We start from the raw sequence: 26,575 nt of genomic DNA on the forward strand, positions 1-26,575 counted from the left end.
GCTCGTGATTGGGCTGTGTTTTAGTTTCCGGGGTCGGCATCGCCGTTGATGTCCCCCATCTTTATTCCTATGAAGTCCGCATCCGTAACACCGGTTGAAGGTAATTCATTGACTTCTATAGCAGTTGAGAAATCTTCCAGCCACGGGTTCTGAGGGTCAGGAAAATTGTAGCCAGCCGTTACGAACTTCCAGCTTGGGCTGTTACCCAGGGTGCTGACCTGGCCTAGTATTGCCCGCCGAATGCCAATCATATCCAGTATGGTTATCGAGCTGGTGTTGTTGATATCTGCTGCCAGGTAATCATACGGGTCATCAAAGGGCTGAACCCCCAGTATATGTTGATTGATAAGAATAAGGTCAAAAGTGGACACACCATTGAAGGGGGCTTCATCCAAGCTGACCGTAACCGTGTAAGGCAGCCCGGCTTCGAGGTGAATAAAGCCAAACTCCCCGTTGTTGTCCGTTATGGTGCTGCCGTTTGCACTGCCGCTTAGGGTCACAAATGCTCCGACGATGGGTTCGCCGGTCTTCGTGCGGACCTGCCCGCGAATCAGTCCTTCGATGACAATCGGAACACTCACCCGGGCCAGCCCGTAATGGTTAGGCCGTGCAGCATCTTCCAGCTGGCCGCCGATCAGGAAGGTGTTCTCATCCAGCACCAGGGCAGTGCGGATGCGCTGCGTTTCAAAGCCTTCCTCATCGAGCGTTTCCAGGAGCAGGCCATTGTTTTCGAGCAGGACCATTTGCGGGATGGGCGTATTCCCGATTGAATCCACAGGGCCAACTGTTAGAATGCTTTCATTGGCGAGCAGCCCGACAAAGGCCGGGGCTCCCTCATCTTCTTCGTCAGCTGCGCTAAAGAATCCAGGCAGGTCGAAGGCAGGGTCAAGCTGACCATTCGGCAACAGCCGTGTGAGGCAGGAGTCTGGCCCAACCGCAAACTGCCCGGCAAGCAGCAACGCTCCATCGGGCTGCTCTGCAAAGCTGATTTGGCAATCGCCGGTGCAAACCAGGTTAGCGGGGGCATTGAAAGCAGGATCAGGCTGTAAGTTAGTGCTGAGTTGCAGGAGGGTAGAGGCAGGCCCTCCGTCCAGGCTGATATTTTCCCCGGCGACCAGAATGCGGCCATCAGCCCGCCGGAATAGCCCACCGGCTTCCCCGCTGATCCGGTCAGAAAAGTTTTCGTTAAGCGTGCCGTTAAAGTTATACAGGGCAAAATTTTGTGCAACGATACCCGGATCGAATACCGTAAAGTCGCCACCGGTCAGAACTTGTCCGCCGGGCAGCGGTAAGATGTGCAGAATGTCGCCCAGGGGGAGTGGGCTGACGGTGAAGGCGGGGTCGATGGCTCCGGTTGAAGTAAGCCGGAGCAGGGGGGATTGCCCCATGCTGTTGCCTGTGGCATTATTAGTGCCGCCCAGTAGCATACGCCCTTCAGCATCAACTGCTACGGTATTAATGGTATTTCGGTAGCTGATATTCGGGCTGTTAAAGGCAGGGTCCATACTGCCATTACTCAGCATCAGACGGGCAACGTTGACGCTGTGCAGGTCTCCGACCATCGCAAAATCGCCGCCTATACAGACACGGTTGTCATCATAGCGGGCGATGGAGTTGATGCGGCCCGGGCGCTCAAGCATGGCGTCAAAAGCGAGGTCCGGAATACTCTGCTCATCAAAATGTGCCAGGCCCAGCGTTGGCTGCCCGTTGAATGCGCTGAAGTTGCCACCGATAACGTAGCTGCCATCCTGATAAAAGGCCAACTGCCGTATTACACCATCTGCACCAGCACCAAAATCGTAGTAGTCTAAGCCTGCATTGGGTACATACCGGTGTACGGCATTGGTGTTGTTAAACTCACCGGCCACCATAATGTCGCCATCTGGAGAAAGCGCGAGAGCCATGGGGATACCGAAGATGTCGCTCCAGTTGTTAATGCTGCCATCCACATTTAAGACTACCACTGCATACCGGACCAGGAAGGTGCTTGAAGTCAGTACAATGCGCCCCAGGTTGTCCAGGGCGATATCACGGATAGATGTCATGAAATTGTTGACGCCGGGCAGGTTAGAGGAGAAGGTGAAATTGTTAATAGGCTGCCCGTTATACGTCCGGTAGCTGATGTACCCTTCCGGTCCGTTGGGGCCACCGATAATCGTGCCGCCAATGGCAAAGCGCCCGTTCACCTGCGTGATCAGGTCACTCACGAAAATGGTGGTGCCGGGGTTCAGCGGTATGATCTGGCTAAGGCTGCCGTTCGTGTTCAGGCGTACCAGCCCCTGAGCCTGCATGCCATCAAAAATCGTAAAGGCACCGCCCACGAGAATGGTGCCATTAAACTCCACTTCAATATCGTTGATGGTGCCAGCTGGTATGGTTCCGGCCTGGAAGCTCAGGTCCTGGCTGCCATCGGTATTTAACCTTAGGATGTGGAGCCCATCCGTATCGGGGTCTGTATAGGAGCCGCCGATAATGACTTTGCCGTCGGGCTGAATCGCCAGGGCTGTAACGGAAAAAGGAATGCCGGACTGAAAGGACTGGTCTAGTGTGCCATCCGGATTGAAACGGGCTACGCTTGACTCTTCAATTCGGTTAGCCATGGTGAATGAACCGGCAGCAATAAATTTGCCATCGGGAAGGAGCCGAAGCTTCTCTACATCACCAGGCCGCGTGATCAGAGGGGAAAAGTCAGCGTCAATGATTTGTGCTGCAGCTGAAAATTGCAGCAGAATGCCGGCGAGTGCCAGGCAGAGGATTCGATGTACCATTGGGATTATGTTTGTTGTTCACAATTATTCATTCATCCCCGAAGGGACAAATGATAGAAAAGGCAGGCAACCAACAGTTGCTTACCGGAATGGGGGGAGGTGTTTTTCGAATCCGATTCTCAAAAAGGGTGTGCTGAGGCAGTAGCAAACGGTGTGCTGAGGGTATTCAGGGTAGCCGTTATTGTAGAGAAAATTGTACTTAAGGGCCTAAAAATACGAAAACTATGAATGTAGTGCTCGCTCTAAGGGTTAAAACTTGTTGCGCCACATCATGCTTTCAACGGGCTTTTCAGTGCGTTCTGTGTACTTGGCGTTTTCTTTCTTGTTGTAATAGTTTTGGATGGTGCCTTCCACCTGAAAATAAATCAGTTGCCCGATAGGCATGCCCGCATAGACCCTGACCGGGTGAGTGCAGGAAATTTCGAGTGTCCAGGTATTGCAAAAGCCAACATCCCCTTTTCCTGCCGTGGCGTGGATGTCAATGCCGAGTCGGCCGACACTGGACTTGCCTTCCAGGAAAGGGACGGAGTTGTGCGTCTCGGTGTACTCTTCAGTAACGCCCAGGTAAAGGGTGTTAGGGTGAAGTACAAAGCCGGACTCCGGTATTTCCAGGTACTCAATCCGGTTGTGCCGCCGTGCATCAAGGATATGATCTTTGTAAATGGCCAGTGTTTTGCCCAGGTGCACATCATAGGAATTGGTGCCCAGGCAATCGGGGCGGAATGGCTCGATGACAATCTCGCCCTGCTCAATACTCTCCAGAATACTCGTATCAGATAAGATCATAGCCTGCTGTGGTCTCGATAGTTAGCCCGTAAAGGTATTGGATTTTTCCGGCATAGGCAGCGGTTCTTTGTATTTATTGAGAAGAGCACCAAAATTAGCAGGACGTATGGAAAAAATATCAATTTATACAATTTGCACTATAGCCTGCTGCGTTATGGTACCTCAAAACACGACTTTTTGGAAAACCTAATTGCGTTTTCTTTTCGAACACCCAAAATTTGACGACGCTATGAAAAAGGCAGTTTTGCTTTTTACACTTCTCGCAGCATGCCTGCATCTGGCCGCGCAGGTCATTCCCTATCAGGAGCTATCCCGGCCAGAGCAGAAGCCGGGCACAGACCTTAAAATTTATTTTGAAACCCCACATGACCTGATTGTTGTCCGCGATGGCTTCATTTCTCATCAGTCCAAAATTTACCACGAAAGCACGCCGGGAGGCTATAACGCTCAGCCTGTACAGTACAGCGCTCAAACCGTACTTGAAGGCATACCATTGAACGGCAATCAGTTGCTGGCCCTCAAGGACCAGATCAAAAATACCGGACTGCTGGCCTTGAATGGGAACGCCTTCGGTGCCCCTGGCCATCAAAACGGAGAGGATCATATTATCCGGGTAGAAGTGGATGGACAGAAGCGCAATCTGATTTACCGCCGCAACGCAAGTTTCCCCAATGCGCCCGGCCCATTCAATCAGGTCAGCGAGTACCTGTGGTGGCTGGTGACGGAAGTGGAGCAGTAAACCGCTTTATTCAGGCAGTCGGCCGAAGAGCTCAGGCAACTGCTCTTCGGTTGGTTTGTCGTTCGGTGTGAAACCAGTATGCCCTTCACCGCCGAGGGTAGGGTAGCTGGGGTATTTCCACCAAAGCACGCCACGGCACCAGTCAGTAGATCTGGCGAGCGCTTGTGTGACGATATGGTAGCACCGGAGCTGGGCTGAACCTAAGTAAGCTTCGCCTTCTCCGTCAAGGTGAGGCTGCTGCCAGGGGGTTGCTGTGCTTGTGAACCCGATTTCGGTAAGGATCAGAGGGCGCCCAAAGGTATTGGAAACCGCCCGGGCCTTTTGAAGCACCTGTTCAAAACGTTCAGATAACTCAGCCTCTGATGGCTGCTTGGCTTCACTCAGCGGGTAGTAGCAATTCAGGCCGATCAGGTCAAGCTCATCCCAAAAAGCCAGCTCTTCAAACTCAGGCCCCCAGTTGGCGGCATAGGTCAGGCGGCCGCTGTAAACCGCCCGGACGGTTCTGATGACTTCCCGCCAGGCATCAGGCTCTATGAGCGTTGCCTGTGCAAACTCCACACCGACACAAAAAACGTCAGCATTATAAAGTTCCGCCATTAGCGCATAGTGTACAATCCAGCGGGTGTAGTGCCTGAAGAAAGCCTCCCAGTCCGCTTTGTTGTCCATCCTTACATCTCCTGGCCAATGGCCACCGCCCATCCATATTTGTGGCTTAAGGACGGTTTGCAGGCCCAGCCGGCGGGCGTAGACGAGGTCGCGGATGACACTCTCGTCGTTTTCAGTCCCTGCTCGGTTCATGATAGACAGGGGCTGGGGCGCGTTGGGGGAGCGCATATACGAATAGGGGACGATCGCCACAGCATTGGCACCGAGGCTGAACTGTTCCTGTAGCATCCCGGCGGCGAGTTTAGAGCCGTAGCCGTTGTAAATGGCATAACCCTCGTGCGCGAAGTTGAAGCCTTTCAGGTAGGGGGCTGTGCCTGCCTCCCGGGGTTCAGGCATGATTGCATTTTCCGAAAGGTAGCTCTGCCACTGAGGCTCCATGGAAAGGAGTGCCGCCGCATCGGGCGCCCAATTGGCATAGTTTTCCAGAAAAGCGGCTTTTCCCCAGTGCCGGAGCAGGAAGTCGCAAAAGGCCGCTGCGGCGAGCTGCCTGAGAAAAGGCGACTGGTATTCGTCGGCCCAGAATGCTTCCAGGTCAGCCAGCCCGGGCAATAGCCCGGTATGGGCCAAACGGTCTTTCCAGTATGATAGCCCGTGTTTCTGCCAGCTTGGATTAAAAGTAAGCGCAAGCCCTGCTTCAAGCAATGGGAACCGGGGAGCTCCCAATATTCTCCGAAGTAGAAATTGATTTTGGGGCCCCAGCCATGAGGTACTGTAAACCGAATTGGCAATAGCATCTATTCTGTTGGCCTGAATACTGAATTGTAAGGGGGACGTGTTGTTTAGGGCAAGCCCTTTGGCTTCCATATCCGGGAAGCCGTGAACCGGAATTGAAGCCTCATGCCAAATCGTGTCACAAAATGCCAGAACAGCAGCTGCCTGCTGATCGCATGCCATCACAAACGACCGAAAATCAGACCTATTCGTGCTGTCGCCATGCCAGTGGTATTCAAAACAGGCAGCGGAAGGAGGTGCTACCACAGTTGAAGCGGCCTGAAACTGTCGTTCAGCCAACAGTGTCCAGTCTGTAGGGTGGTACTTTCCACACCGGATGCGGTAAGGCCCCTGGTAGACCTCATACTGCCAGCCCCCCCAGCCAAAAGCCGAAAAGCCTTCTCTCATTCGTCGGGCGAGAGCCTCCCTGAGCTGCCTTTCGTCATTTGCAGTGGCCAGGAATAGCGGAAAGTAAGGCGCGTGCGGGTTGGGGTAAAAAGAGAGGAAGGCTACAGCGTCTTCCGGGATAATCTGGCTATTGAGCAGTATGGATGGAGGCTGAAAGTGAATCGCCGGGCGGAGGGGTGTGTTACAAATCCAGGGGTTATTTTCCGGGGTGCCGATCAGAAAAAGGCTGCCTTTCAGGTTTTCCGGTTGTGCTTGTTCCGCACTTATCATGCGGACTTTAAAAGGGTGCAGTGCGGTGGAAAGTGATTTCAGGGTAGAATCCATGGAAGCCGGGTAGACTACCGTGATCGCTCTGGACTGCCACAAATGCTGCCTGAGGGTATCCAGGTGTGGCAGGTTGGCAACGGAAGCTTTTGCCGCCATTTGCTTATGATCGGAGCAATGCAAGCATAGAGCTATGATAAGGCTACAGTACGCCAGGGCACTAAGTCGTTTCATACGTTGGTGTCGTTAGCAGGGCTGACCTTCCATATAATCAGGCTACGATCATCACTCGCAGAAATCAGGTAGTTTTGATAAGGTGTCCAGAACAGCCGGTTGACGGAATTGAGGTGCCCCTTGTCCCTAATGGTCTCCAGTACTTTGAGCAGCTCGAAAGATTCGGCATCCCAGATTTTCAGAGTTTTGTCCCGGCTGCCGGTTGCGAACCAACGGCCACAGGGGCTGAACACGATGCTGTTGATTGTAAACCAATGAGCAGGCTTTTCCTCCACACATTTGGGTACATCCGTTAACTGCCAGACCTTCAGGTGGGCATCGCGGCCACCGCTGAGGAGATAGGCGCCGTCAGGCCGGTAGGCCAGCGCAAACACAGAGTTGCTATGGGCATTTTTGATACGGTGGCGGATGGACAGGGTCTGAGCATCTAAAAGATAAATACTATTATCGCTGGACCCTACTGCGATTTCTTTTTGATTAGGGGAGACCGCAAGACTCCTGAGACTCTGATTGGAGAGTTGTAAGCTTTCCAAGGCCTTACCCGTAGCCCGGTCCCATTTGGTCAGCATACCCTGTCCGCCTGCGGTGAGGATGTGGTCTCCAAGGGCTTCAATAGCGAAAACACCCTTTTGGTGGTGAGCGATATTCCGGGTTTTTTCTGGATTTTCAAGGTCTACCCAATGCACGCCACCGTTCATGTTGCCTGCAATCATCATATTGCGTTCCGGAAGGTGGAGAATAGAGAAGACCTGTGTTTCCACCTTTGCGATAAGCCTGCCATTTTCAGGCTCATTCAAATCCCAGCGTACGATCCATCCGTCGCCGGCTCCAGACAGGAAGGTATTTGGCGATTGGTCCTCGCCAAGGGCAAAAACAGAAGCATTGTGACCAGTGAGTTGAGCAATTTTTGCAACTTTAAGACGAGGCATAGATCAGCTGGGTTTTGAATAAAAAAACAGAATACGTACTTTTTTTGTTGCTGTAAAGTTGATAAAGCACAGTTTATTAAAATATGCCCCTAAGTTTGCATCATGCTATCGAGCCGGTTGGTGAGATCGGAATCTGGGATATTGAAGAACCCGAAGATTGGTTTCTTGGGCGCCTTGATTTGCGTGCTCCGGAAGCAGCTCAGTTTAAGAATTTAAAAGGGCGCAGAAGGCTGGAATGGCTGGCCGCCCGGCAATTGGTCCATCAGATGTCGGGCAGGGATAAACGGGCACTATTCCAAAAAGATGAACACGGCAAACCTTATTTAGAAGATTCGCCTTTTCAAATCTCCATCAGCCATTCTCATGACAAAGCTGCCGCAATTGCAGCCCCAGAGGTGGTAGGGATAGATATACAACATTGGGTGCCCAAGATAGAACGCTTGGCCAAGCGTTTCTTGAATGCCTCTGAATTAGACCACCTTGCCACAGACCCTGAGGAGCGCTTGTTTCAGTTGCACGTACTTTGGGGGGCTAAGGAGTCTTTGTACAAGGCTTATGGCCGCCGGCAGCTTGACTTCTGCCAGCATATGGCGATTGGGCCTATAGATGGCGAAGGCCGGGAAGGAAAGGTAAGGGGGCAGGTCAGCAAAGCGGCATATCAGCGGCAGTTTTCCATTACTTACCAGTCTGTTGGTTCGTATATTTTGGTTTATGCCATTGCCGAGCCACGAACAAGCCATTCAAAACCCTGACAGAAGGAAGGCACTGGCGTAATGTCGGCAAAAAAGGGGCTTGCTACCGTGCGTTTTCGCCTTAACCACTGCTGGCTCACTTGGTAAGCCCTCACCCCTAAGCGGCCGCTTTTCCCCACAGGTATCTCAAAAATAAGCTGTTCACCCTCGGGTATCAATGACACCACGTCCTGGCTGCTTCCACTGAAGTCAGGGCTGAGGACTTGGAAAAACTTGTATTTTTGCGTACATTTATTTCACATCTGCCTTTTATAAACATTTTCGACAGCCTGTTTATAAGCCCCCCTTTGAGTAATCTCGATAAACAAGAGCTACCCGCAGCACTTGAATGTGCGAAGTTGTTGCGGTGTTAGCGTTGTAAAATTTCCCATGAACAGCGAGTTTGAAAAGGGCCTAATGCCCGCTTCAGGCTCTAAAAAAAAATGCTATTATGAGTATTAAGACACTCATAGCCGATGACCATCCTATCTTTCTGGAAGGCTTAAAGTGCCTACTTCGGCAAGAGGCATTTAGCTTTCTTGAAGTCGTTGATGTAGCGACCAATGGAGTTGAGGCCTATCAAAAAGTAAAGCAGCAAAATCCTGACCTGTTACTCATAGACATGAACATGCCGGAGATGGATGGTCCGGACGTGATCAAACGGCTGAGAAAAGAAGGCACGGAGATACAAATTTTAGTCCTGAGCATGTATGATCAGCCCAGATTGGTCCGAACCGCATTCAAAGCCGGCGCAGATGCCTACCTGCTTAAAAACCGGGCACCGGGAGAGTTAAAAAAAGCCATTTCAGCGCTCCGGAAAAAAGAAACTTATTTTGGAAGCGGCGTATTCCTCAATGAGACTGGCCGGCGCAAACGGTTTAAAACGGCAGGGGCTTCTTATGAACGCTCAGATCAGTTTGTCAGCCAGCATATGCTCACCAAAAGAGAGCTTGAAATTCTAAACCTGATCGCAGAAGCACTCAGCAATAAAGAAATCGGTAAACGGCTGTTCATTAGTGACCAAACGGTAGGTGTGCACAGAAAAAATATTATGCGCAAATTAGGAGTGACAAACACTGCCGGGTTAATCAAGGCTGCACATGATCATGCATTGATTTGAGATTTACCCTGTTTAGGGTATAAAAGTTTCTGGTCAAAGCTTTATATTTGTACCGTATTAAGCCATATTTAGAAAGAAAGACAAAAGACTAATCGGATATTTTACATTTTAAAAGAGTGTGGTATTTAGTTTGGTTTTCTGTTTTGTCTTTTTACATTTGCCTAATAATATAAGAATCCCATGAATCAAGAGTATATCGGTAAATCTACTGGTTTTCTTCTTTATGTTTCATGCCCAAACGAAAAGACAATTAATCTTACGAAACATCTGACATTCTAGATGTTACTAAATGTTGAACGACGCTTATGCCCTAATCAGTTCCGGGCGATAAGCTTTGTTTGTTTAAAGATGATTCCGCGGTGGTTTTATCCGCGTTTCAATATTCAAGATACGACGACCCCGTTTTTAAAAACAGACCTAAGCATTTGATGATGCCTGCCAAGTGTACAACGGTGCACTGCTGCAAGTGTCGCACAATAATTTTTAACGACCTTTTTTTTAACCTAATTTTTTCAAACAAATCGTGATCTTATGGAAAAAACGAAGTTTACATTCGTTTCTCCATCTCAGCTAGCAGGCGCATTTGCATTCGCGCTGTTGACTTTCCTGGGCCTTCCACAGGCTTTTGCGCAGGATTGTCCAACACCGTCGAACGTAGATGTGAGCTATAACTGTGATGGAGTCGTTGTACTGGACTGGGACATTACGGACCCAAGCGGCCTGGTACAATCTTACACCGTTGACATCGAGAATGGCAACCAGCCGGTTGTCGACTTTGTCAACATGACTTCCACTGAGCTGACTATTGTTGCAGGTACCCTGACACCAGGCACGACCTACAACTACGCAATTACTGCGAACTGTGCAGCTTCTAATGTTTCATCTGCAACTGGCCAAATCGATGGCGCGGACATTCAGAACCGTCAGCCAACGATTTCTATCACCAACGTGAACAACCCAGTTTGCCCAGGCGACGAGTTCTCCGGCAGCTTTGATGTTACGGTGAATGATGATGGTTGTAGCGCTTCCTACAATATCTCTGTAGGCGGGACCACTTTCTTCAACGTGCCAGCGGGCAATACCATAACCTTCGGTGGGCTGAACGCCGCAGTAGGTGGTACAGTCTACACGGTGAACCTTTCCTTGGCTTCAGCAGGCGGCTGCCAGTTTAACACAGACCAGACGGGCTGTGTTTCTTCTGTTTCAGCAACTCAGACGCTGACGCCATCCGACAGCCAGGCACCAGGTATGGACGTGACTGCAGCCGGTGGTGTTGATCTGGGCTCAGGCGCGACGCTTACGTACACTCCGCCAGAGGGCGAGTGCGGCGTACAGCTGCTTTGGTCTGTGTTCCCATTCGACAACTGCGGTGGGCCATCTGATATTGACTTCACAGCGAGTGTGACCAATGACAACCCTAGCGTATTCCCAACGGCTTCAGTAACTCAGGATGCAGTAGACGTGGCTTATGCTGTGAATATCTTCGCTGCAGTGGGCACGAACGTTGTTACGCTTAGCGCAACCGATGAGAATGGCAACAACACGACCCTGACTTTCACTATCGAAGTACTTGACGTACGTGCACCTGAAATTTACGGCCCAGGCAATATCAGCGTTGAAATTCCTGCTTGTCAGGATGGCGGGGTTCCGGTAAACTGGACCGTTTCTGCTGTTGACGATTGTGACCTTGACGTAGACCTGGTTATCGATGCTGGGAATACAGACCCTGCTATCACTGGTAGCGGTGGTGTACTTGGTGTCGGTACATATGATGTAGCTTACACGGCTACTGACGATTACGGCAACAGTTCTAACTACAGCTTCGTAGTGGATATCACTCAGGCTGCAAGCCCAGCTCCAATCGTTGATGTTTCCGGCAATGGTCAGTTCTCAGTACCTGCTTGTGCTGATGATGTACTGGCTACTTTCTCTGGTAACATCTATGATTGCGATATTGTGCCAGGTGGTCTAACACTTGGAGATATTCAAATTAATGCAGTTGGTCTGACCGCTGATGCTCAGGCTGATCTCTTCGTGACTTATGTTGAGGCAGAGGAAGATTTCGCTTACTTTGAGGTAGCGGGTGTGATGACTCCTGGTGATTATTTCGTTGTATTCTCTTACCGCGATGTATCTGTTGATCATTCTGTATCTGTTGTACAGGATGCCAACCAGCCTGCAGAAATCACAATGCCTGGTAACCTGAGCTTCCTGGAGCCTGCATGTACTGCTGGTGCTGATTTGAGCTTCCAGGTGCAGATCACAGATGATTGTGACTTTGACCTTTCCGGTGCTACATTCACGCTGAACGGTGCGACTGCTCCAGCAATCGATGCAGGTGCATCTGATCCGGAAGCAGGTCTGTATGTATGGAACCTGTCTGGTATCCCAGCGGGCTCTTACACATTGGTTGCTACATTTGAAGATAGCAACGGTGCAGTATCAGAAGGCACTGCTACCTTCACGGTAACAGACCAGCCTGACAACTCTGCTCCAATTATCGTATACCCATCACAAAATATCAACGTTGCACTTGACCCATGCGGTGACCCAGTGCACATGCTGACGTTTAACGTATCGGCTATCGATAACTGCGATGGTGACCTTGACCCAACAGTTACTGTTGACGGTGCCGCTACATTGGTACTGGACATGGGCAATACCTATGTACTTGCTGCTCCTGCCAACATGGGGCCATATACGGTAACCATTGATGCTCAAGACGCAGCCGGCAACAGCCGTACTGAAACGTTCACAGTAAGCGTTACACAGGCACCAGCTCCTCAAGCGAACCTGGCGTGCAACGACGATATCAATGTTACGCTTGATGACAACTGCTCCCGCGTAATTACAGCGGACATGGTACTGGAAGGCAACTTCGGCTGTGCTACAGATGGCGACTTCATAATCGATATCGTTAACGACAATGACCCGTCTAACGGCAACATTCTGGACGGCCACGGCCAGTTTATCTATGAGATTACGACTGCCGCTACTCTATCTGAAGGCTTTGAAGGCCCATTTGCGCCAGCTAACTGGAATGTTGATTTCGGGTCCAGCGCTAACGTAGATTTCACAGCTGACCAACTGACTCTTACCAGTGGTGCGCCAGGTGCTGCTTTATCTGATGCGATAGCATCTATTGCTATGCCAGCAAACGGTGATTTATCTTTCGATTACTACATCGAGCAGGAGAACTCTATCATTGAGGACATCATTATCATTGACTTGAATGGTAACCTGATCGTTGACCTGGACGATACGCCAGGTGGCAACCCATTCGTTCTGCAGGGATCTATAAACGAAGCGGTTCAGGCAGGCTGGACACTGATTTTCCTCATTGACGGTGACGGCTTTACCACAGGTGGCGTTACTTCTTTGATAGAGATCACTAACTTCTCTTTCCTCTCTGGTGCAGACCTCGGAGCAGGCTTCGAGCCATGCTGGGGCTACATCACCGGCGAAGACAAGACCGCACCAGTTGTTGAGTGCCCGGACGACACAGACGTTGCAACGGTCTCTGCTTCCGTACAGACGATCGACGGAGAGCTGACAGTGTCTGACCCACAGATCGAGCTGGCGGACTACTCTTGCTTCCTCGACTACCTGTTCAACATCTTCGGCCCTGTGACCACGCCACTGGCAGGCCCACAGTACTACGATCTGATCGAGTTCCAGGTGAGCGAAGAGGATGTATATACAATTTACCTGACTGCACCAGCCGGCTGGAACGGAGGGGCAGCGACAGCAGTATTCCAGGGCGGTTTCAACCCTGACAACCCTTGTGAGAATATCCTCACGGCGTCGTCAGCGGACCTGAACAGCGCGAACCTCGGCCCTGTGGGGGGCGGCATCAACCCAACGATCCGCATGACGCTCCCACTGCGCCCATACGAGACTTACACTGTACTGGTATCTTCCGTAGATGCAGAGCAGGTAGGCCCGTACACGCACACGATCTTCAGCGACGGCAACGGCCTTGTAGGCGCATGGAACTTTACAGAAACGATGCTGCCAGATTGGACGATCCAGTATGACACGACGTTCTCTGCACTGCCATCAACTACAGAAGACCTGGTACTGCCATTATTCTGTGACGACTTCGACCAGATCTACGGCGGCGACGCAGGTTCTGTAGCACAGGAGACCGCATTCATCAGCGGCACTTACCAGTGGGTAGGCGCGCCAAGTGCGACGGACAACTGCGACGACAACGTAGACATCACAGCGACGGACAGCTTCACAGCTTCCGGCGACTGCGGCGACGTAGTGATCACGCGCTCCTTCACGGCTACTGACGACCAGGGGCTGACAGACGAGTGCCAGCAGCAGATCACCTTCCGCAAGCCGACGCTTGCTGACGTGACGAACCCGCCGATCACGGTGGTGGTAGAGTGCGACGAAGACTTCCCAACGCTTGCGAACGGCAACCCAAGCCCAGAGCTGACCGGCTATCCGTTCATCTTCACAGCGTTCGGCATCTTTGACATCGCTCCGAATTACTGCAACATCGGCGCTTCTTACGAAGACCTGCCGACAGTAGACGAGTGCGAAGGCCGCTTCAAGTTCCGCCGGGAGTGGACGGTATTCGACTGGTGCGACCCAGGCAGTTCAGTAATCATCGACCAGCTGATCAAAGTAGGCGACTACACAGCGCCAGAGGTGTCTTGCCCAGCGGGCACGCCAATCGCTTACTCTACAAGCCCATTCTCTTGCGGTGCATCTTTCGAAGTGCCAATGCCAGGCGTGAGCGACAACTGCTCTAACGTAACGGTATACACTGAGATCGTGACGACAACAGAGGAAGAGGTGATCAACCAGTACGGCCTGCCAACCGGACAGTTTGTGATCGACACCGTAGTGGTGCGCACAATCCAGCCTGGCGCGAACCGTTTTGTATCCTCTATCCCATTCGGCGACCACTTCTTCCGCTATGTGGCAGAAGACGACTGTGGCAATGAGACAGAGCTTTACTGCCCATTCTCCGTGATCGACGAGATCGAGCCAGTGGCAGTATGCGACGACCAGCTGAACGTAAGCATCGGCGGCGGCAACATCGTGCCTGGCCAGCCAGCGCTTGCACGGGTGTTCGCATCTGACGTGGACGAAGGCTCATGGGACAACTGCGGTGATGTATCTATCGCGATCTTCCGCAACAACTTCAACCCGGTCACTTACACTTGTGGCACGCAGAACAGCGTAACCGGCGATTTCGTCGACTTCTTCTGCTGTGACGTAGGCGTTACATCTGATATCACACTGGTTGTGACCGACCAGTACGGCAACCAGAACTCCTGCTGGCTGAGCGTTACGCCAGAGGACAAGATCAACCCATTCTGTGACGCGCCAGACAACGTAGTTGTGGATTGCGACGATCTGCCATACGGCTTCGACGCATCTGACGCAGGCCAGCTGGAAGACCTGTTCGGCATGGCGACGGGCGCAGACAACTGCGGCGTAGCATCTGTACAGCAGGTAGCATCGAACGCTGACCTGGAGTGCGGCTACGGCTCCATCACTCGTATCTTCCGCGTCACTGACGTGAACGGCCTGAGCAGCACGAACAGCTGTGTGCAGGTGATCACGATCAATGAGGTGCACAACTACGAGATCTACTTCCCAGAGGACGCTGAGGCGAACTGTGGCACGCCAACGCCAGACACCGTTGAGTACAACGAGCTTGGCTGCGACCTGCTTGCAGTGACAAGCAACGACGAGCAGTTCTCTGCATCCGGCGACGAGTGCTACAAGATCTTCCGTACGTGGAAGGTGATCAACTGGTGCCAGTATGACGGCGAGAGCGACCCTTACATCGTGGGCCGCGACGAGGACTGCAACGGAACGCCAGGCGATGGCGACCGTATTGCGAACAACGGCAACGGCTTCTGGCTGCTTGCACGCCCGAACGGCAAGATCTACTTCGACCAGGACACAGACGAGACACCTGACAACAACGTACCAGGCATCAACTTCTGTGGCGTATCGAACGACTACTACAGCTTCGAGTATGACGAGACTGGCTACTACCAGTACACTCAGATCATCAAGGTATACGACGACACCGCTCCTGAGATCAGCTTCACGCAGGCAGACGCATTCTGCTCACTGGACAACGTGAACTGTGATGCGAACGTGACTTATCCGTTCAGCATCGATGAGGACTGTACGCCAGACGACCTGACGATCAAGGTGTTCCTTGACCCATTCCTGAGCGGCGACCTTGTGGAGCTGACAGGCGTGGTATCTGGTTCTTACCCAGACTACACGATCACAGTGAACGACCTGCCAATCGGCAGCCACGCGTTCGAAGTGCACGTACTGGACGGCTGTGGCAACTCAGACCTTGCGATCCTGCCATTCGACATCATCGACTGCAAGGCGCCAGCGCCATTCTGCCTGAACGGCATTGCGATCGAGCTGATGCCAGTAGACGAGGACGGCGACAACCTGCCGGACCCGGGCGCAGGCATGGCTGAGATCTGGGCGAGCGACTTTGTCGACTTCTCCACTCAGGCGGGCGACTGCTCTGAGCCGATCAAGTACTCTATCAACCGCGTAGGCGAGCCTAACAACCCTGACCAGACCGGCCTTGTGCTGACTTGCGACGACGAAGGCACGCTGGTGATCGAGATCTGGGCGTACGACGCAGCTGGCAACAGCGACTTCTGCGAGACTTACATCCTGGTACAGGACAACATGGGCGTATGCGGTGCAGCAGCACCAATGGCAGCCGGTGCAGTCAATACTGAGGACAACGAGCCGGTAGAAGATGTACAGGTCAGCCTTTCCGGCCAGGCATCTGATGAGATGACAACAGAGAACGACGGCGCTTACGTATTCACGAACCTGACAGCAGGGCTTGACTACACGATCACGCCACAGCGCGACGGCGACTACCTCAACGGTGTGTCTACGTTCGACCTGGTACTGATCAGCAAGCACATCCTGGGCGTTGGCCCGCTGAGCACGCCATACCAGCGCATCGCAGCGGACGTTAACAACTCTGGCTCTATCACGACGCTGGACCTGATCCAGCTGCGCAAGCTGATCCTGTCGATCGATACAGAGTTCTCTAACAACACAAGCTGGCGCTTTGTAGAGGAAGCTTATGTCTTCCCAGACCCATCTAACCCATGGGCAGAGCAGTTCCCGGAAGTGATCAACATCAACGACCTGCCTGCGACAAGCATCATGGATGCGGACTTCGTAGCGGTGAAGATTGGTGATGTGAACGGAGATGCAACAGCGAACAGCTTTGCAGTAGTTGACGAGCGCAGCTACGAAGGCACTTTTGCACTGCAGACAGACGAGCAGGAGCTGAAGGCGGGCAATGAGTACCGCGTAAGCTTCACAGCTGCTGAGCTGGCACGCATCGAGGGCTACCAGGCGACGCTGACGCTGAGCAACGGCGTAGAGCTGGTAGACATCGTAAGCGGTGTAGCTACTGAAGACAACTTCGGCCTGTCTTACCTGGGCGAAGGCATGATCACGACAAGCTGGAACGGCGAAGCATCTGATGCAGAGCTGTTCACACTGGTATTGCGCGCAAACAGCGACGTGATGCTGAGCGAAGTACTGGGCGTAAGCTCAGCAGTTACGAAGGCAGAAGCTTACGGCAAAGACGGCAGCTTCCAGGACGTAGCGATCGAGTTCAGCACCGGTACTGTAGCGGGCGCAGGCTTCGAGCTGTACCAGAACCAGCCGAACCCATTCAAGGGCGAGACTGTGATCGGCTTCAACCTGCCAGAGGCAGCACAGGTGACGATCACCATCAGCGACGTAACCGGCAAGGTACTGAAACTGTACCGCCAGGACGGCTCTAAGGGCTACAACCACATCACGGTTAAGTCTTCTGAGCTGGCGGCGACAGGCGTAGTATCTTACACTGTTGAAACTGGTGACTACACAGCAACGAAGAAGATGGTAATCATCAAGTAACCATCTCTTTGAGATATAGCCCGGCGGGCGCTGCTTAGGCGGCGCCCGCAGTGGGCAGACCGGGAGGCCGGGCATCCGAAAGGGCGCCCGGCCTTTCTGGTTTTAGTGAAACCTTTTTGAGATTTAATCCGTACAAACTAAATACTTAAAGGTGTCACTTTCCTTTGTACTTAAAAATTGCTACCTTGCACTGGAATTAATAATCTCATGATCCCATGACAAAAACAATACCTCCTGTAAGGACCCTCCTTGCGGTTCCTTTCCTCCTACTCCTGCCATTCTGTGTGTCTGCACAAGTAGCTGTTTATGCTACCAGCCACACGGTAACTCCTGATGAAGAATTTACTGTTGAAATAAAAGTGCAGAACTTCGATTCAGTCGTAGGTTGTCAGTTCAGTGTTAACTGGGACACCAAGCTGTTTAGAATCAAAGGAGATAGTGCTGTGCTGGGCGCAGAACTGACAAGTTCTATAGAAAACTTCAGCTATGCCCAGGTCGATAGTGGCTATCTGGGCTTTTTGTGGTTCGACCCGGCTATTCAGCCCGTCTCACTTGAGGATGATGCCACCTTGTTTTCCATAGAGCTTGAAGTGGTTGAAGAAGAATCAACTATTGATTCTATTCGTTTTTCCGGATTTCCAGTGATCGTGGAATTTGCCAATGCAGAGGAAGAGCAGCTCGAAGTCGACTTCATCTCAGGGGCAATAAGCATCGAAGGTATTTCGGACTTGCTGGACCGGAAAGGAAGAGAAACCGTAGCAATTACCTGTGCTCCTAATCCTTTTGAAAAGCAAACTCAGGTTAGCCTGGACTTTAAGCAGCGCGTAGATCGCGGTACTCTGCGTATCCTCAATGCACAGGGGCAGGTGGTCATGCAGCGCGAGCAGTCCTTTGACCCGGGCTTACACACGCTTGATCTGGACCGAACAGTTTTTGGCCAGTCAGGCAATTACTACCTTGAAATTAAGTCAACCGATTTTTTAGTTACCTATAAACTGATTGTCCTCTAGTTTTTTTGAAGTTGGCGTAAAACCGATTCGCCATTTTCCTAACATCCCAAATTCCGAGCACCGATGGACAAAGTATTTACCAGCCTTCTGGCGGGCTTATTATTCTGTGTAGTGTCAATGTCTGCACAGCAGCCTACCTTTACAATCTCACCAACCTCTAATGATGTACAACCGGATGATATTTTTGAAGTAGACATTACCGTGTCAGACTTCACAAACATCCTGAGCATGCAGTACGGCGTTACCTGGGACTCTACAATTATTGAGTTCCAACAGGTGAAAAATGTCAACTCCACAATCCCGGGATTTACCCTGGCTGCGGCATTTAGTACACCAAACCCCGGTGGCTCCAGCAACGTACCTGCTAATGGTATGGGCGTTTCCTGGTTCCATCCTTCTTTTATAACCCTTGACCTTCCCGATGGGACGGTTTTGTTTACCCTCGAATTTCAGGCAGTGGGCTGTGGTACTTCAGATATACAGTTTTCCGGCCCACCGACCCCAGGTATTGAATTACTTAACGGGAGCTTTACAAATGTTAGCCTCAACCCCGAAAATGCGACCGTCACCGTTAGCGGCGGCAACTGCGGCACTGTTACACCTGAAACAACCTTTAGCATTAATAACATAACGTTAGACGTTGGCGAAACAGGTTGCCTGGAAGTAGAAGTACAGGATTTCGAAAATATCACAGATGTTGCATTCAGCATTACCTACAACGCAAGCTTACTGAATTTTAGCTCGGTCGGTGGCTTTAGCCTGGCAGGTTTGGATGCAAGTGATTTTACTACCACTACTCCCGGAGTGATTACCCTTGACTGGTCCAACGCCACTGGTATTTCCCTGATCGATGGAGCAGCCATATTCGAATTATGCTTCACTGGTGTACAGGCGGGAACAGCAAACCTTGCTTTTTCTGACAACCCCGTAGCTATTGCTGTTACAAATGGAGATGGGGAAAATGTTGATTTCATAGGACAAAACGGCGCGGTTGTGGTGCAGGACGTTCAGGTGACACTGGATTTGACCAACACCACAGTCAATGTAGGCCAGACAGGTTGCGTGGATGTCCGCGTATCTGACTTCGAAAACATCGGTGCCCTGCAACTAACCATTAATTATAATGATGCACGGCTGGACTTCGGCTCAATCACCGGAATCAATCTTCCGGGCTTGCAGGCATCAGACTTCAATACGTCTACGCCTGGTGTGATCACACTAAGTTGGTCAAACGGAACGGGCGTAACAGAGCCTGATGGCACGACAATATTTGAACTCTGCTTTACCGGCACCGCTGCCGGCACTGCCAGCCTATCCTTTGGTGGTGCTTCAAGTGCCCAAACGGCAAACGGTACCGCTATCGACTTCAATGGACAGGGAGGGACGATCAACGTTAACTCGGTAAATACGGACCTTACCCTGACAGTCGAGGACGCGACCGTCAACCAGGGCGACAACGTATGCCTTGCACTGGAGATCGATAACTTTGAGGACCTCATTGGAATGTCCTTTACCGTGAGCTACAACGCATCACAGTTGAGCTATACCGGCGTGAGCAACCTGAACAGCAACCTTCCGGGCTTCAGTGTGGCAGGTAATATTGCGAACCCAAGCCCTGGTTTTGTCACCATCAACTGGTTCGAGAATAGCCTGACGCCCATCACCCTGCCCAATGGCAGTGTGTTGCTGGAAGTATGCTTTGACGCGATTGGCTCTGGTACAACTGATGTGGAGATTACCTCAGATGTAGCGGCGATCGAGTTTTCCGATATCAATGAGAATGTGATCCCGCTGGTTTCAAACGATGGCACCGTGACGATCAACGGTGGGCCGCCTCCAACTGGTGACCTCACCCTGACAGTCGAGGACGCGACCGTCAACCAGGGCGACAACGTATGCCTTGCACTGGAGATCGATAACTTTGAGGATCTCATTGGGATGTCCTTCACCGTGAGCTACAACGCATCACAGCTGAGCTATACCGGCGTGAGCAACCTGAACAGCAACCTTCCGGGCTTCAGTGTGGCAGGTAATATTGCGAACCCAAGCCCTGGTTTTGTCACCATCAACTGGTTCGAGAACAGCCTGACGCCCATCACCCTGCCTAATGGAAGTGTGTTACTGGAAGTATGCTTTGACGCGATTGGCTCTGGTACAACTGATGTGGAGATTACCTCAGATGTAGCGGCGATCGAGTTTTCCGATATCAATGAGAATGTGATCCCGCTGGTTTCAAACGATGGCACCGTGACGATCAACGGCGGGCCGCCTCCAACCGGTGACCTCACCCTGACAGTCGAGGATGCGACCGTCAACCAGGGCGACAACGTATGCCTTGCACTGGAGATCGATAACTTTGAGGATCTCATTGGGATGTCCTTCACCGTGAGCTACAACGCATCACAGCTGAGCTATACCGGCGTGAGCAACCTGAACAGCAACCTTCCGGGCTTCAGTGTGGCAGGTAATATTGCGAACCCAAGCCCTGGTTTTGTCACCATCAACTGGTTCGAGAACAGCCTGACGCCCATCACCCTGCCCAATGGAAGTGTGTTACTGGAAGTATGCTTTGACGCGATTGGCTCTGGTACAACTGATGTGGAGATTACCTCAGATGTAGCGGCGATCGAGTTTTCCGATATCAATGAGAATGTGATCCCGCTGGTTTCAAACGATGGCACCGTGACGATCAACGGCGGGCCGCCTCCAACCGGCGACCTCACCCTGACAGTTGGTAATGCTTCTGCCAATCAAGGCCAAACAGTATGCGTGCCTGTTACAGTAGACAACTTCACAGATCTGGTCGGTATGTCCTTCACCGTAAGCTATGATGAGTCACTGCTGACCTACACGAATGTCCAAAACCTGACTGGTAACCTTCCAGGCTTTAGCGTAGCTGGTAATATTGGCAACCCCGGGCCCGGGCAAGTCACGGTCAATTGGTTTGAGAATAGCCTCACGCCTACTTCATTGCCAAATGGGACAGTGCTCTTCGAAGTGTGCTTTGAAGCATTGGGCGGTGGTTCAGCTGCAGTGGATATCACTTCTGAAGTCGCTGCCATTGAGTTTTCAGATGCCGATGAAAATGTAATTCCTCCGGTTATTGACAACGGGACCATTACTATTTCAGGTGACCCTGCACCAACGGGGCTATTCCTGACAATTGACGATCAAACCGTTGACCCCGGCGATCAGTTTTGTACTTCCGTGAAGGCGTTCAATTTTGAAGATGTGGTCGGTATGTCCTTTACGATCAGTTACAACCCCAATGTACTGGCGTTGGACGATATTACCAGCCTCACTTCTAATTTGCCTGGCTTCACAGAAGCGGCCAACATAGGTACGCCAAGTGCCGGGTTTATCACAGTCAACTGGTTTGAGAACAGCCTGACTCCCACGGACCTTCCGGACGGGGAAGTACTTTTTGATATTTGCTTCACCGCAACCGGTAGCGGCATTACTTCTGATATTGAGTTTACTTCAGATGTAGCCGCTATCGAGTTCTCGGATGCGAACGAAGATATTATTCCTTTTGGCAGTGACCCTGGTACCATCACCTTTACGGGTGTAACAACGGACCTGACGCTCACCGCAGGTAGCATTGATGTAGGGCCTGCTGAGTCTTTCTGCGTTCCGGTTACGGTCCAGAATTTCGAGGACATCGTCGGTATGTCTTTCACACTCAATTATGATGAGACGCACTTGTCTTTTGATCAGGTCACTAACCTGACCACCAATCTGACTGGTTTTACGACTGCCGGCAACATCGGTAATCCAAGCGCTGGCTTCATTACCGTCAACTGGTTTGAGAATAGCTTGATCCCCACTTCCCTCCCCGACAACGAACTACTCTTTGAGGTTTGCTTCACAGCACTTGGAGTAGACGGGTCGTGTTCGGACCTGGAATTCACCTCGGATGTTGCAGCTATTGAGTTTTCTGACGCTGACGAGAATGTCATTCCTGCTTTCTTCGAAGATGGCACCGTTTGCATCGAGGATGGTGTGCCAGGACAAGTGCAGGTTGAAGTTGGAGACGCCTCCGTAGATCTTGATGCCGCCGTTTGTGTCCCGGTTTCAGTGGATGCCTTTACGGATATTACAGATTTTGGCTTCACACTGGAGTATGATGCAAACGAGCTGCAGTTCGATAACCTCAATGCCATTACCTCCATGCTGCCTAACTTCACAGCAGCCAATATCAACACGTCAACACCTGGTGTCATTTCAATATCCTGGAGTGGTGCTGCTGCTACATTAGCCAATGGCACTGTACTCTTCGATTTGTGCTTCACGGCAATTGGCACAGAAGATACTTGCTCAGACGTCGTCATAACAGGCTCGGCTGAGCCTATCAACTTTACCAGCAGTACGCTGGGTAGCCTCAGCTTTAGTGGGGAAGAGGGCACGATTTGTATCAACTCTGCCTTTGATGGTTTCCGGCTTTCTATCCCGGATCAGACCGTACAGCCCGGCGATCAGGTATGCGTGCCGGTCAACGTGCTGAATTTCCTGGATGTGGTTGGTTTTGCCTTTACGATCAACTACGATCAAACCCAGCTGAGTTTCCAAAACATAAGCAACCTTAACCCCTCAATTCCGGATTTCTCACTGGCGGGCAACTTCGGTACGCCCACCCAAATCGGAGCAGGCAATATCTCGGTGAACTGGTTTAGCCAGTCTATCACACCGGTCAACCTGCCAAATGGCGCGGCACTGTTTGAAATCTGTTTCACCGCTATTGGCGATGACGGCGATATGTCCGACATTACATTCTCCAGTAGCGTGACCCCCATTGAGATATCAGACAGCAACGGCGATGTCATCCCATTCAACAGCCTGCCTGGTACGATTACGATATCTGCCGTGCAACCTCCAAGTATTGCACAGGTGAATATTACTGATGTAGACTGTTTCGGAGAGAACACAGGTGCCATTGCGCTGACCGTTAATGGTGGTACAGGCGGCCCCTACAGCTACAATTGGAATAACAACGCCACAACAGCTACAATTAACAACCTTGCTGCCGGTAATTACACAGTTACTGTTACCGATATGGGCAGCGGAGGCTTGACAACAACTGCTACCTACACGGTAGATGGTCCATCCAGCGCGGTTTCCTTGAGCGGCGGTGTTACCGCACCCACTTGTTTAAATGGAACTAATGGTGCGATTAACCTGAATATTTCCGGTGGCAACCCGGGCTACACCATCTCATGGGATAGCGGCATTCAATCCGGGCAGACCAATCCAAGTAACCTTCCTGGCGGCACCTACTGTGTTACCGTTACCGATGAGAATGGCTGTACTGCTGAAAATTGCTACAACGTGCCTAACGGCACAGGTCAGGGCGGCACCATAAACTCAACTGTGGAGGACGAGAGCTGTGCCGGCGAAAATGATGGCTCTATTGCACTTTCTGTCAGTGGTGCGGTAGGCACAGCTAACTACTTCTGGAGCACGGCACCTGGTGTTCCGGGGGCTTCAACCCTGAACAACCTCTCTCCCGGCACTTACTCCGTAACGGTACTAGATGACGCGAGCTGCCAGAGTACAGCCAGCTTTCAGATAGACGACGCCAGCCCTATCAACTTGCTTGAAGGAGTAACCGATGTAAGCTGCGCAGGAGAAGCAACAGGTGTGATTAACCTGGCTGTTTCCGGCGGCAACGGTGGGTTCAGCTATAGCTGGTCCGGGCCCAACAACTTCTCCAGCAACCAAAGCCTGGTGGCCAACCTGGTCGCAGGCCAATACACGGTTGTTGTCACAGATGTGAATAACTGTACCGCATCGGAAGTATATACCATAGATGAACCGAACGCTGCGCTCGCCGTCCAGAATATTGATGCAACACCGATTGATCAGGGACTGGATGGTGCGGTAAACCTGCAGGTAAATGGCGGTACTATGCCGTACACTTACAGCTGGACAGGCCCGGGCAACTTCAATTCTTCCGCTTCCAGCCTTGTCAACCTCAATGAGCAGGGCGAGTACTGCGTCACCATCACAGATGCGAACGATTGTACGACAACTGCTTGTGTTGCGGTTGAACAAGTGCTTCGGATCAACAGCAACATTACCGATGCCTGCTTTGGTGAAGCTACAGGTGCAATTGAGCTGAACGCAGACGGAGGGGTGCCTCCGTATACCTATGCCTGGACGGGCACAACGGCAACCGGAGCAACGGCAACCGGGCTTACCGCAGGTAGCTATTCCGTTACTGTAACGGACAGCAATAACGAAACGGCGAGTATGACCTTCATCGTGGACGAGTCGCCTGAGATCAACTTCAACCCAACTCTGATCCCGGTCACTGGCTCATCAACCAATACCAATGGTTCCATAACACTGAATGCCACTGGCGGTACAAGCCCGCTGACATACCAATGGAGCGGCCCCAACGGCTTTAGCGCAAACGACCCCAGTATTACAAACCTGGGAACTGGTGAGTACTGCGTGACAATCACCGATAATAACTTCAACAATATTTGTAGCAAGGATACCTGCTTCAATGTGTACTTCGCTGATCCAATGGGAGCGCCAGAGATAACTGCGGTAGGCACGACCTGTTCTAACACAGAGGACGGTTCGCTGGAGATCCAGATCAATGGTGGCGTACCAAACTATACGATTGAAATCACGGATTCAGAAGGGCAGGTGACGCCCTACACTGCCACTGATAATACCTTTACCGTCAATGATCTGCCTCCGGGGTCTACCATGATTGTGATTACTGATTTGCTGGGCAGTGAAACGACTACAACGATTTCGATTCCGAGCCCGGCACCGCTTCAGGTTCAGGCACCAGACTACCGGCATGCAACAGAGGGGAACTGTAATGGACAGATTTCCGTAAGCATCTCCGGTGGTACACCTCAGTATACAGTCAACTGGAACAACGGCAGCATAGGGGCAAGTATTGGCGGGCTTTGTGCTGATCAGTGGTACGTGCCAACAGTGACCGATGCCAATGGCTGTATTATCGAAGTGGATTCTATATTCATCAACAACTTCGACGTGCAGGTTGGCGACGTAGAATTTACAAGCTGTCCGGATGACACCAACGGCGCTATTGACATAGACGTAGTTGGTGGTGATCCGAACTATACTTTTGTCTGGAATGATGCCAACGGTAATCAGGTTTCTAACATGGAGGACCCAACAGGGCTCATCGCAGGGACCTATACATTGATCATCACCGAGGCATCAGGTAATATGCTGACCCGTCAGGTAGTCATCGAGACAGAGTCTGCTCTGGCCGTGGCGATCACTTCTGAGGAGAACTACAATGGTTTTGATGTTAGCTGTCCGGATGCTGCGGACGGAGCACTAAGTGCTACAGCCACAGGCAGCAGCGGCTATTTGTACGAGTGGACCAATGTGGAAACCAGTATGCTGGTCGGTACCGGACAAAATATTGAAGACCTGCCTGCAGGTACTTACCAGCTGATGGTACAAGATGAAGTAGGCTGTACATCAACCAATCAGATCGAGCTCACTGCACCCGATACTATTGAGGTAGAAGCCTTCATTCAGGATGTGCTTTGCCACGACGGCAGAAACGGTGCTATTACGGCAAATGTCGATGGCGGTATTGAGCCACTGGATTACTTCTGGAGCAATGGTGGTTTTGGAAACCGCATTACTCAACTGGAGCCGGCCGCCTACTCCGTGACCGTACTCGACGGCAATAATTGCCAGCAGACCGCTACTTTCGAGGTCGAAAATCCGGAACCGATCACTGTAACCTTTGAGACGGAACCCGCGACAGAGGGCTGTAACGGTTCCGTGGAGGCTATCGTGGACGGCGGTACTGGCCCTTACACTTTCAACTGGGGACAGTCTGACCTACAGGATGCACAGCTGCTTGATCTTTGCTTCGGCGAGTATTTCCTTCAGGTGCGCGACCGTAATGGCTGCCTCTCTGAGAATACCTCTGTTCGGGTGGAAGACCGGCGCTTCCCATGTTTCTCAGACCGCATTATCCTTACACCAGACAATGACGGTGCCAACGAAGAGTTCATCATCCTCTGTGTCAATGAATTCCCGGATAACCACCTGCAGATTTTCAACCGCTGGGGACAGTTGGTATTTGAAGCGAATAACTACGACAACACCTGGAACGGTGTCACTCAGGATGGTGCACCACTGCCGGAAGGGCCGTACTACTACGTACTGGACTATACCGACCCGGAAGGCAACCCTCGTCAGCAGCGAGGTTCACTGACTATTCTTCGTGAAGATTAATAAGATATACGGAGCAGGTGGCTTCCT

10 protein-coding genes are annotated in these 26,575 nt (G+C 51.6%); 6 read left to right on the top strand and 4 right to left on the bottom strand.

All coding sequences use genetic code 11. The features are described 5' to 3' along the window. Positions 1-20: 20 nt before the first annotated feature. Positions 21-2,768, bottom strand: coding sequence for a carboxypeptidase regulatory-like domain-containing protein (locus ACO08I_RS18265; protein WP_421946700.1), 2,748 nt, complete (start codon positions 2,766-2,768; stop codon positions 21-23). A gap of 249 nt (positions 2,769-3,017) precedes the next feature. Further along, positions 3,018-3,554 (bottom strand): dCTP deaminase, encoded by a 537-nt coding sequence (gene dcd / locus ACO08I_RS18270; RefSeq protein WP_044219349.1) that lies wholly within the window; start codon positions 3,552-3,554, stop codon positions 3,018-3,020. Positions 3,555-3,783: 229 nt separating this feature from the next. Here dcd and ACO08I_RS18275 point away from each other — a divergent pair, with 229 nt between their 5' ends. Beyond that, on the top strand, positions 3,784-4,293 hold the full coding sequence (locus ACO08I_RS18275; protein WP_044219352.1) for a hypothetical protein: 510 nt from the start codon (positions 3,784-3,786) through the stop codon (positions 4,291-4,293). Between the two features lie 6 nt (positions 4,294-4,299). Here the strand turns inward: ACO08I_RS18275 and ACO08I_RS18280 are convergent, their stop codons facing one another. Both ACO08I_RS18280 and ACO08I_RS18285 read right to left on the bottom strand, forming a co-directional pair. After that, on the bottom strand, positions 4,300-6,576 hold the full coding sequence (locus tag ACO08I_RS18280) for a glycoside hydrolase family 113 (RefSeq protein WP_421946701.1): 2,277 nt from the start codon (positions 6,574-6,576) through the stop codon (positions 4,300-4,302). After that, on the bottom strand, positions 6,573-7,505 hold the full coding sequence (locus ACO08I_RS18285) for a WD40 repeat domain-containing protein (RefSeq protein WP_282781020.1): 933 nt from the start codon (positions 7,503-7,505) through the stop codon (positions 6,573-6,575). Before ACO08I_RS18285 ends, ACO08I_RS18280 begins: the two co-directional genes overlap by 4 nt. Positions 7,506-7,588: 83 nt before the next feature. On the opposite strand from ACO08I_RS18285, the gene ACO08I_RS18290 reads away from it, so the two are divergent. The 5 genes from ACO08I_RS18290 (at position 7,589) to ACO08I_RS18310 (ending at position 26,548) form a co-directional block, all read left to right on the top strand. Further along, the gene (locus ACO08I_RS18290; protein WP_044219357.1) at positions 7,589-8,257 is read left to right on the top strand and encodes a 4'-phosphopantetheinyl transferase family protein; all 669 of its coding nucleotides are present in this window, start codon (positions 7,589-7,591) and stop codon (positions 8,255-8,257) included. 430 nt (positions 8,258-8,687) lie between these two features. Next, complete coding sequence (locus ACO08I_RS18295) at positions 8,688-9,356, top strand: response regulator (RefSeq protein WP_044219360.1); 669 nt, start codon at positions 8,688-8,690, stop codon at positions 9,354-9,356. A 531-nt stretch (positions 9,357-9,887) separates the two neighbouring features. Beyond that, the gene (locus ACO08I_RS18300) at positions 9,888-17,294 is read left to right on the top strand and encodes a T9SS type A sorting domain-containing protein (protein WP_421946702.1); all 7,407 of its coding nucleotides are present in this window, start codon (positions 9,888-9,890) and stop codon (positions 17,292-17,294) included. 215 nt (positions 17,295-17,509) lie between these two features. Beyond that, a complete protein-coding gene (locus tag ACO08I_RS18305; protein ID WP_421946703.1) occupies positions 17,510-18,304 on the top strand; it encodes a cohesin domain-containing protein in 795 nt (264 codons plus the stop codon). 63 nt (positions 18,305-18,367) lie between these two features. Then, on the top strand, positions 18,368-26,548 hold the full coding sequence (locus ACO08I_RS18310) for a cohesin domain-containing protein (protein WP_421946704.1): 8,181 nt from the start codon (positions 18,368-18,370) through the stop codon (positions 26,546-26,548). The last annotated feature ends 27 nt before the right edge of the window (positions 26,549-26,575 follow it).

The sequence above is a fragment of the Phaeodactylibacter xiamenensis genome, assembly GCF_965229835.1.
In the GTDB taxonomy this organism is placed as follows: domain Bacteria; phylum Bacteroidota; class Bacteroidia; order Chitinophagales; family Saprospiraceae; genus Phaeodactylibacter; species Phaeodactylibacter xiamenensis.

Excerpts from the sequence above, each read along its gene's own strand:
- ACO08I_RS18265 (WP_421946700.1), bottom strand. The coding sequence starts at position 2,768 with ATGGTACATCGAATCCTCTGCCTGGCACTCGCCGGCATTCTGCTGCAA.
- dcd (WP_044219349.1), bottom strand. The coding sequence starts at position 3,554 with ATGATCTTATCTGATACGAGTATTCTGGAGAGTATTGAGCAGGGCGAG.
- ACO08I_RS18275 (WP_044219352.1), top strand. The coding sequence starts at position 3,784 with ATGAAAAAGGCAGTTTTGCTTTTTACACTTCTCGCAGCATGCCTGCAT.
- ACO08I_RS18280 (WP_421946701.1), bottom strand. The coding sequence starts at position 6,576 with ATGAAACGACTTAGTGCCCTGGCGTACTGTAGCCTTATCATAGCTCTA.
- ACO08I_RS18285 (WP_282781020.1), bottom strand. The coding sequence starts at position 7,505 with ATGCCTCGTCTTAAAGTTGCAAAAATTGCTCAACTCACTGGTCACAAT.
- ACO08I_RS18290 (WP_044219357.1), top strand. The coding sequence starts at position 7,589 with ATGCCCCTAAGTTTGCATCATGCTATCGAGCCGGTTGGTGAGATCGGA.
- ACO08I_RS18295 (WP_044219360.1), top strand. The coding sequence starts at position 8,688 with ATGAGTATTAAGACACTCATAGCCGATGACCATCCTATCTTTCTGGAA.
- ACO08I_RS18300 (WP_421946702.1), top strand. The coding sequence starts at position 9,888 with ATGGAAAAAACGAAGTTTACATTCGTTTCTCCATCTCAGCTAGCAGGC.
- ACO08I_RS18305 (WP_421946703.1), top strand. The coding sequence starts at position 17,510 with ATGACAAAAACAATACCTCCTGTAAGGACCCTCCTTGCGGTTCCTTTC.
- ACO08I_RS18310 (WP_421946704.1), top strand. The coding sequence starts at position 18,368 with ATGGACAAAGTATTTACCAGCCTTCTGGCGGGCTTATTATTCTGTGTA.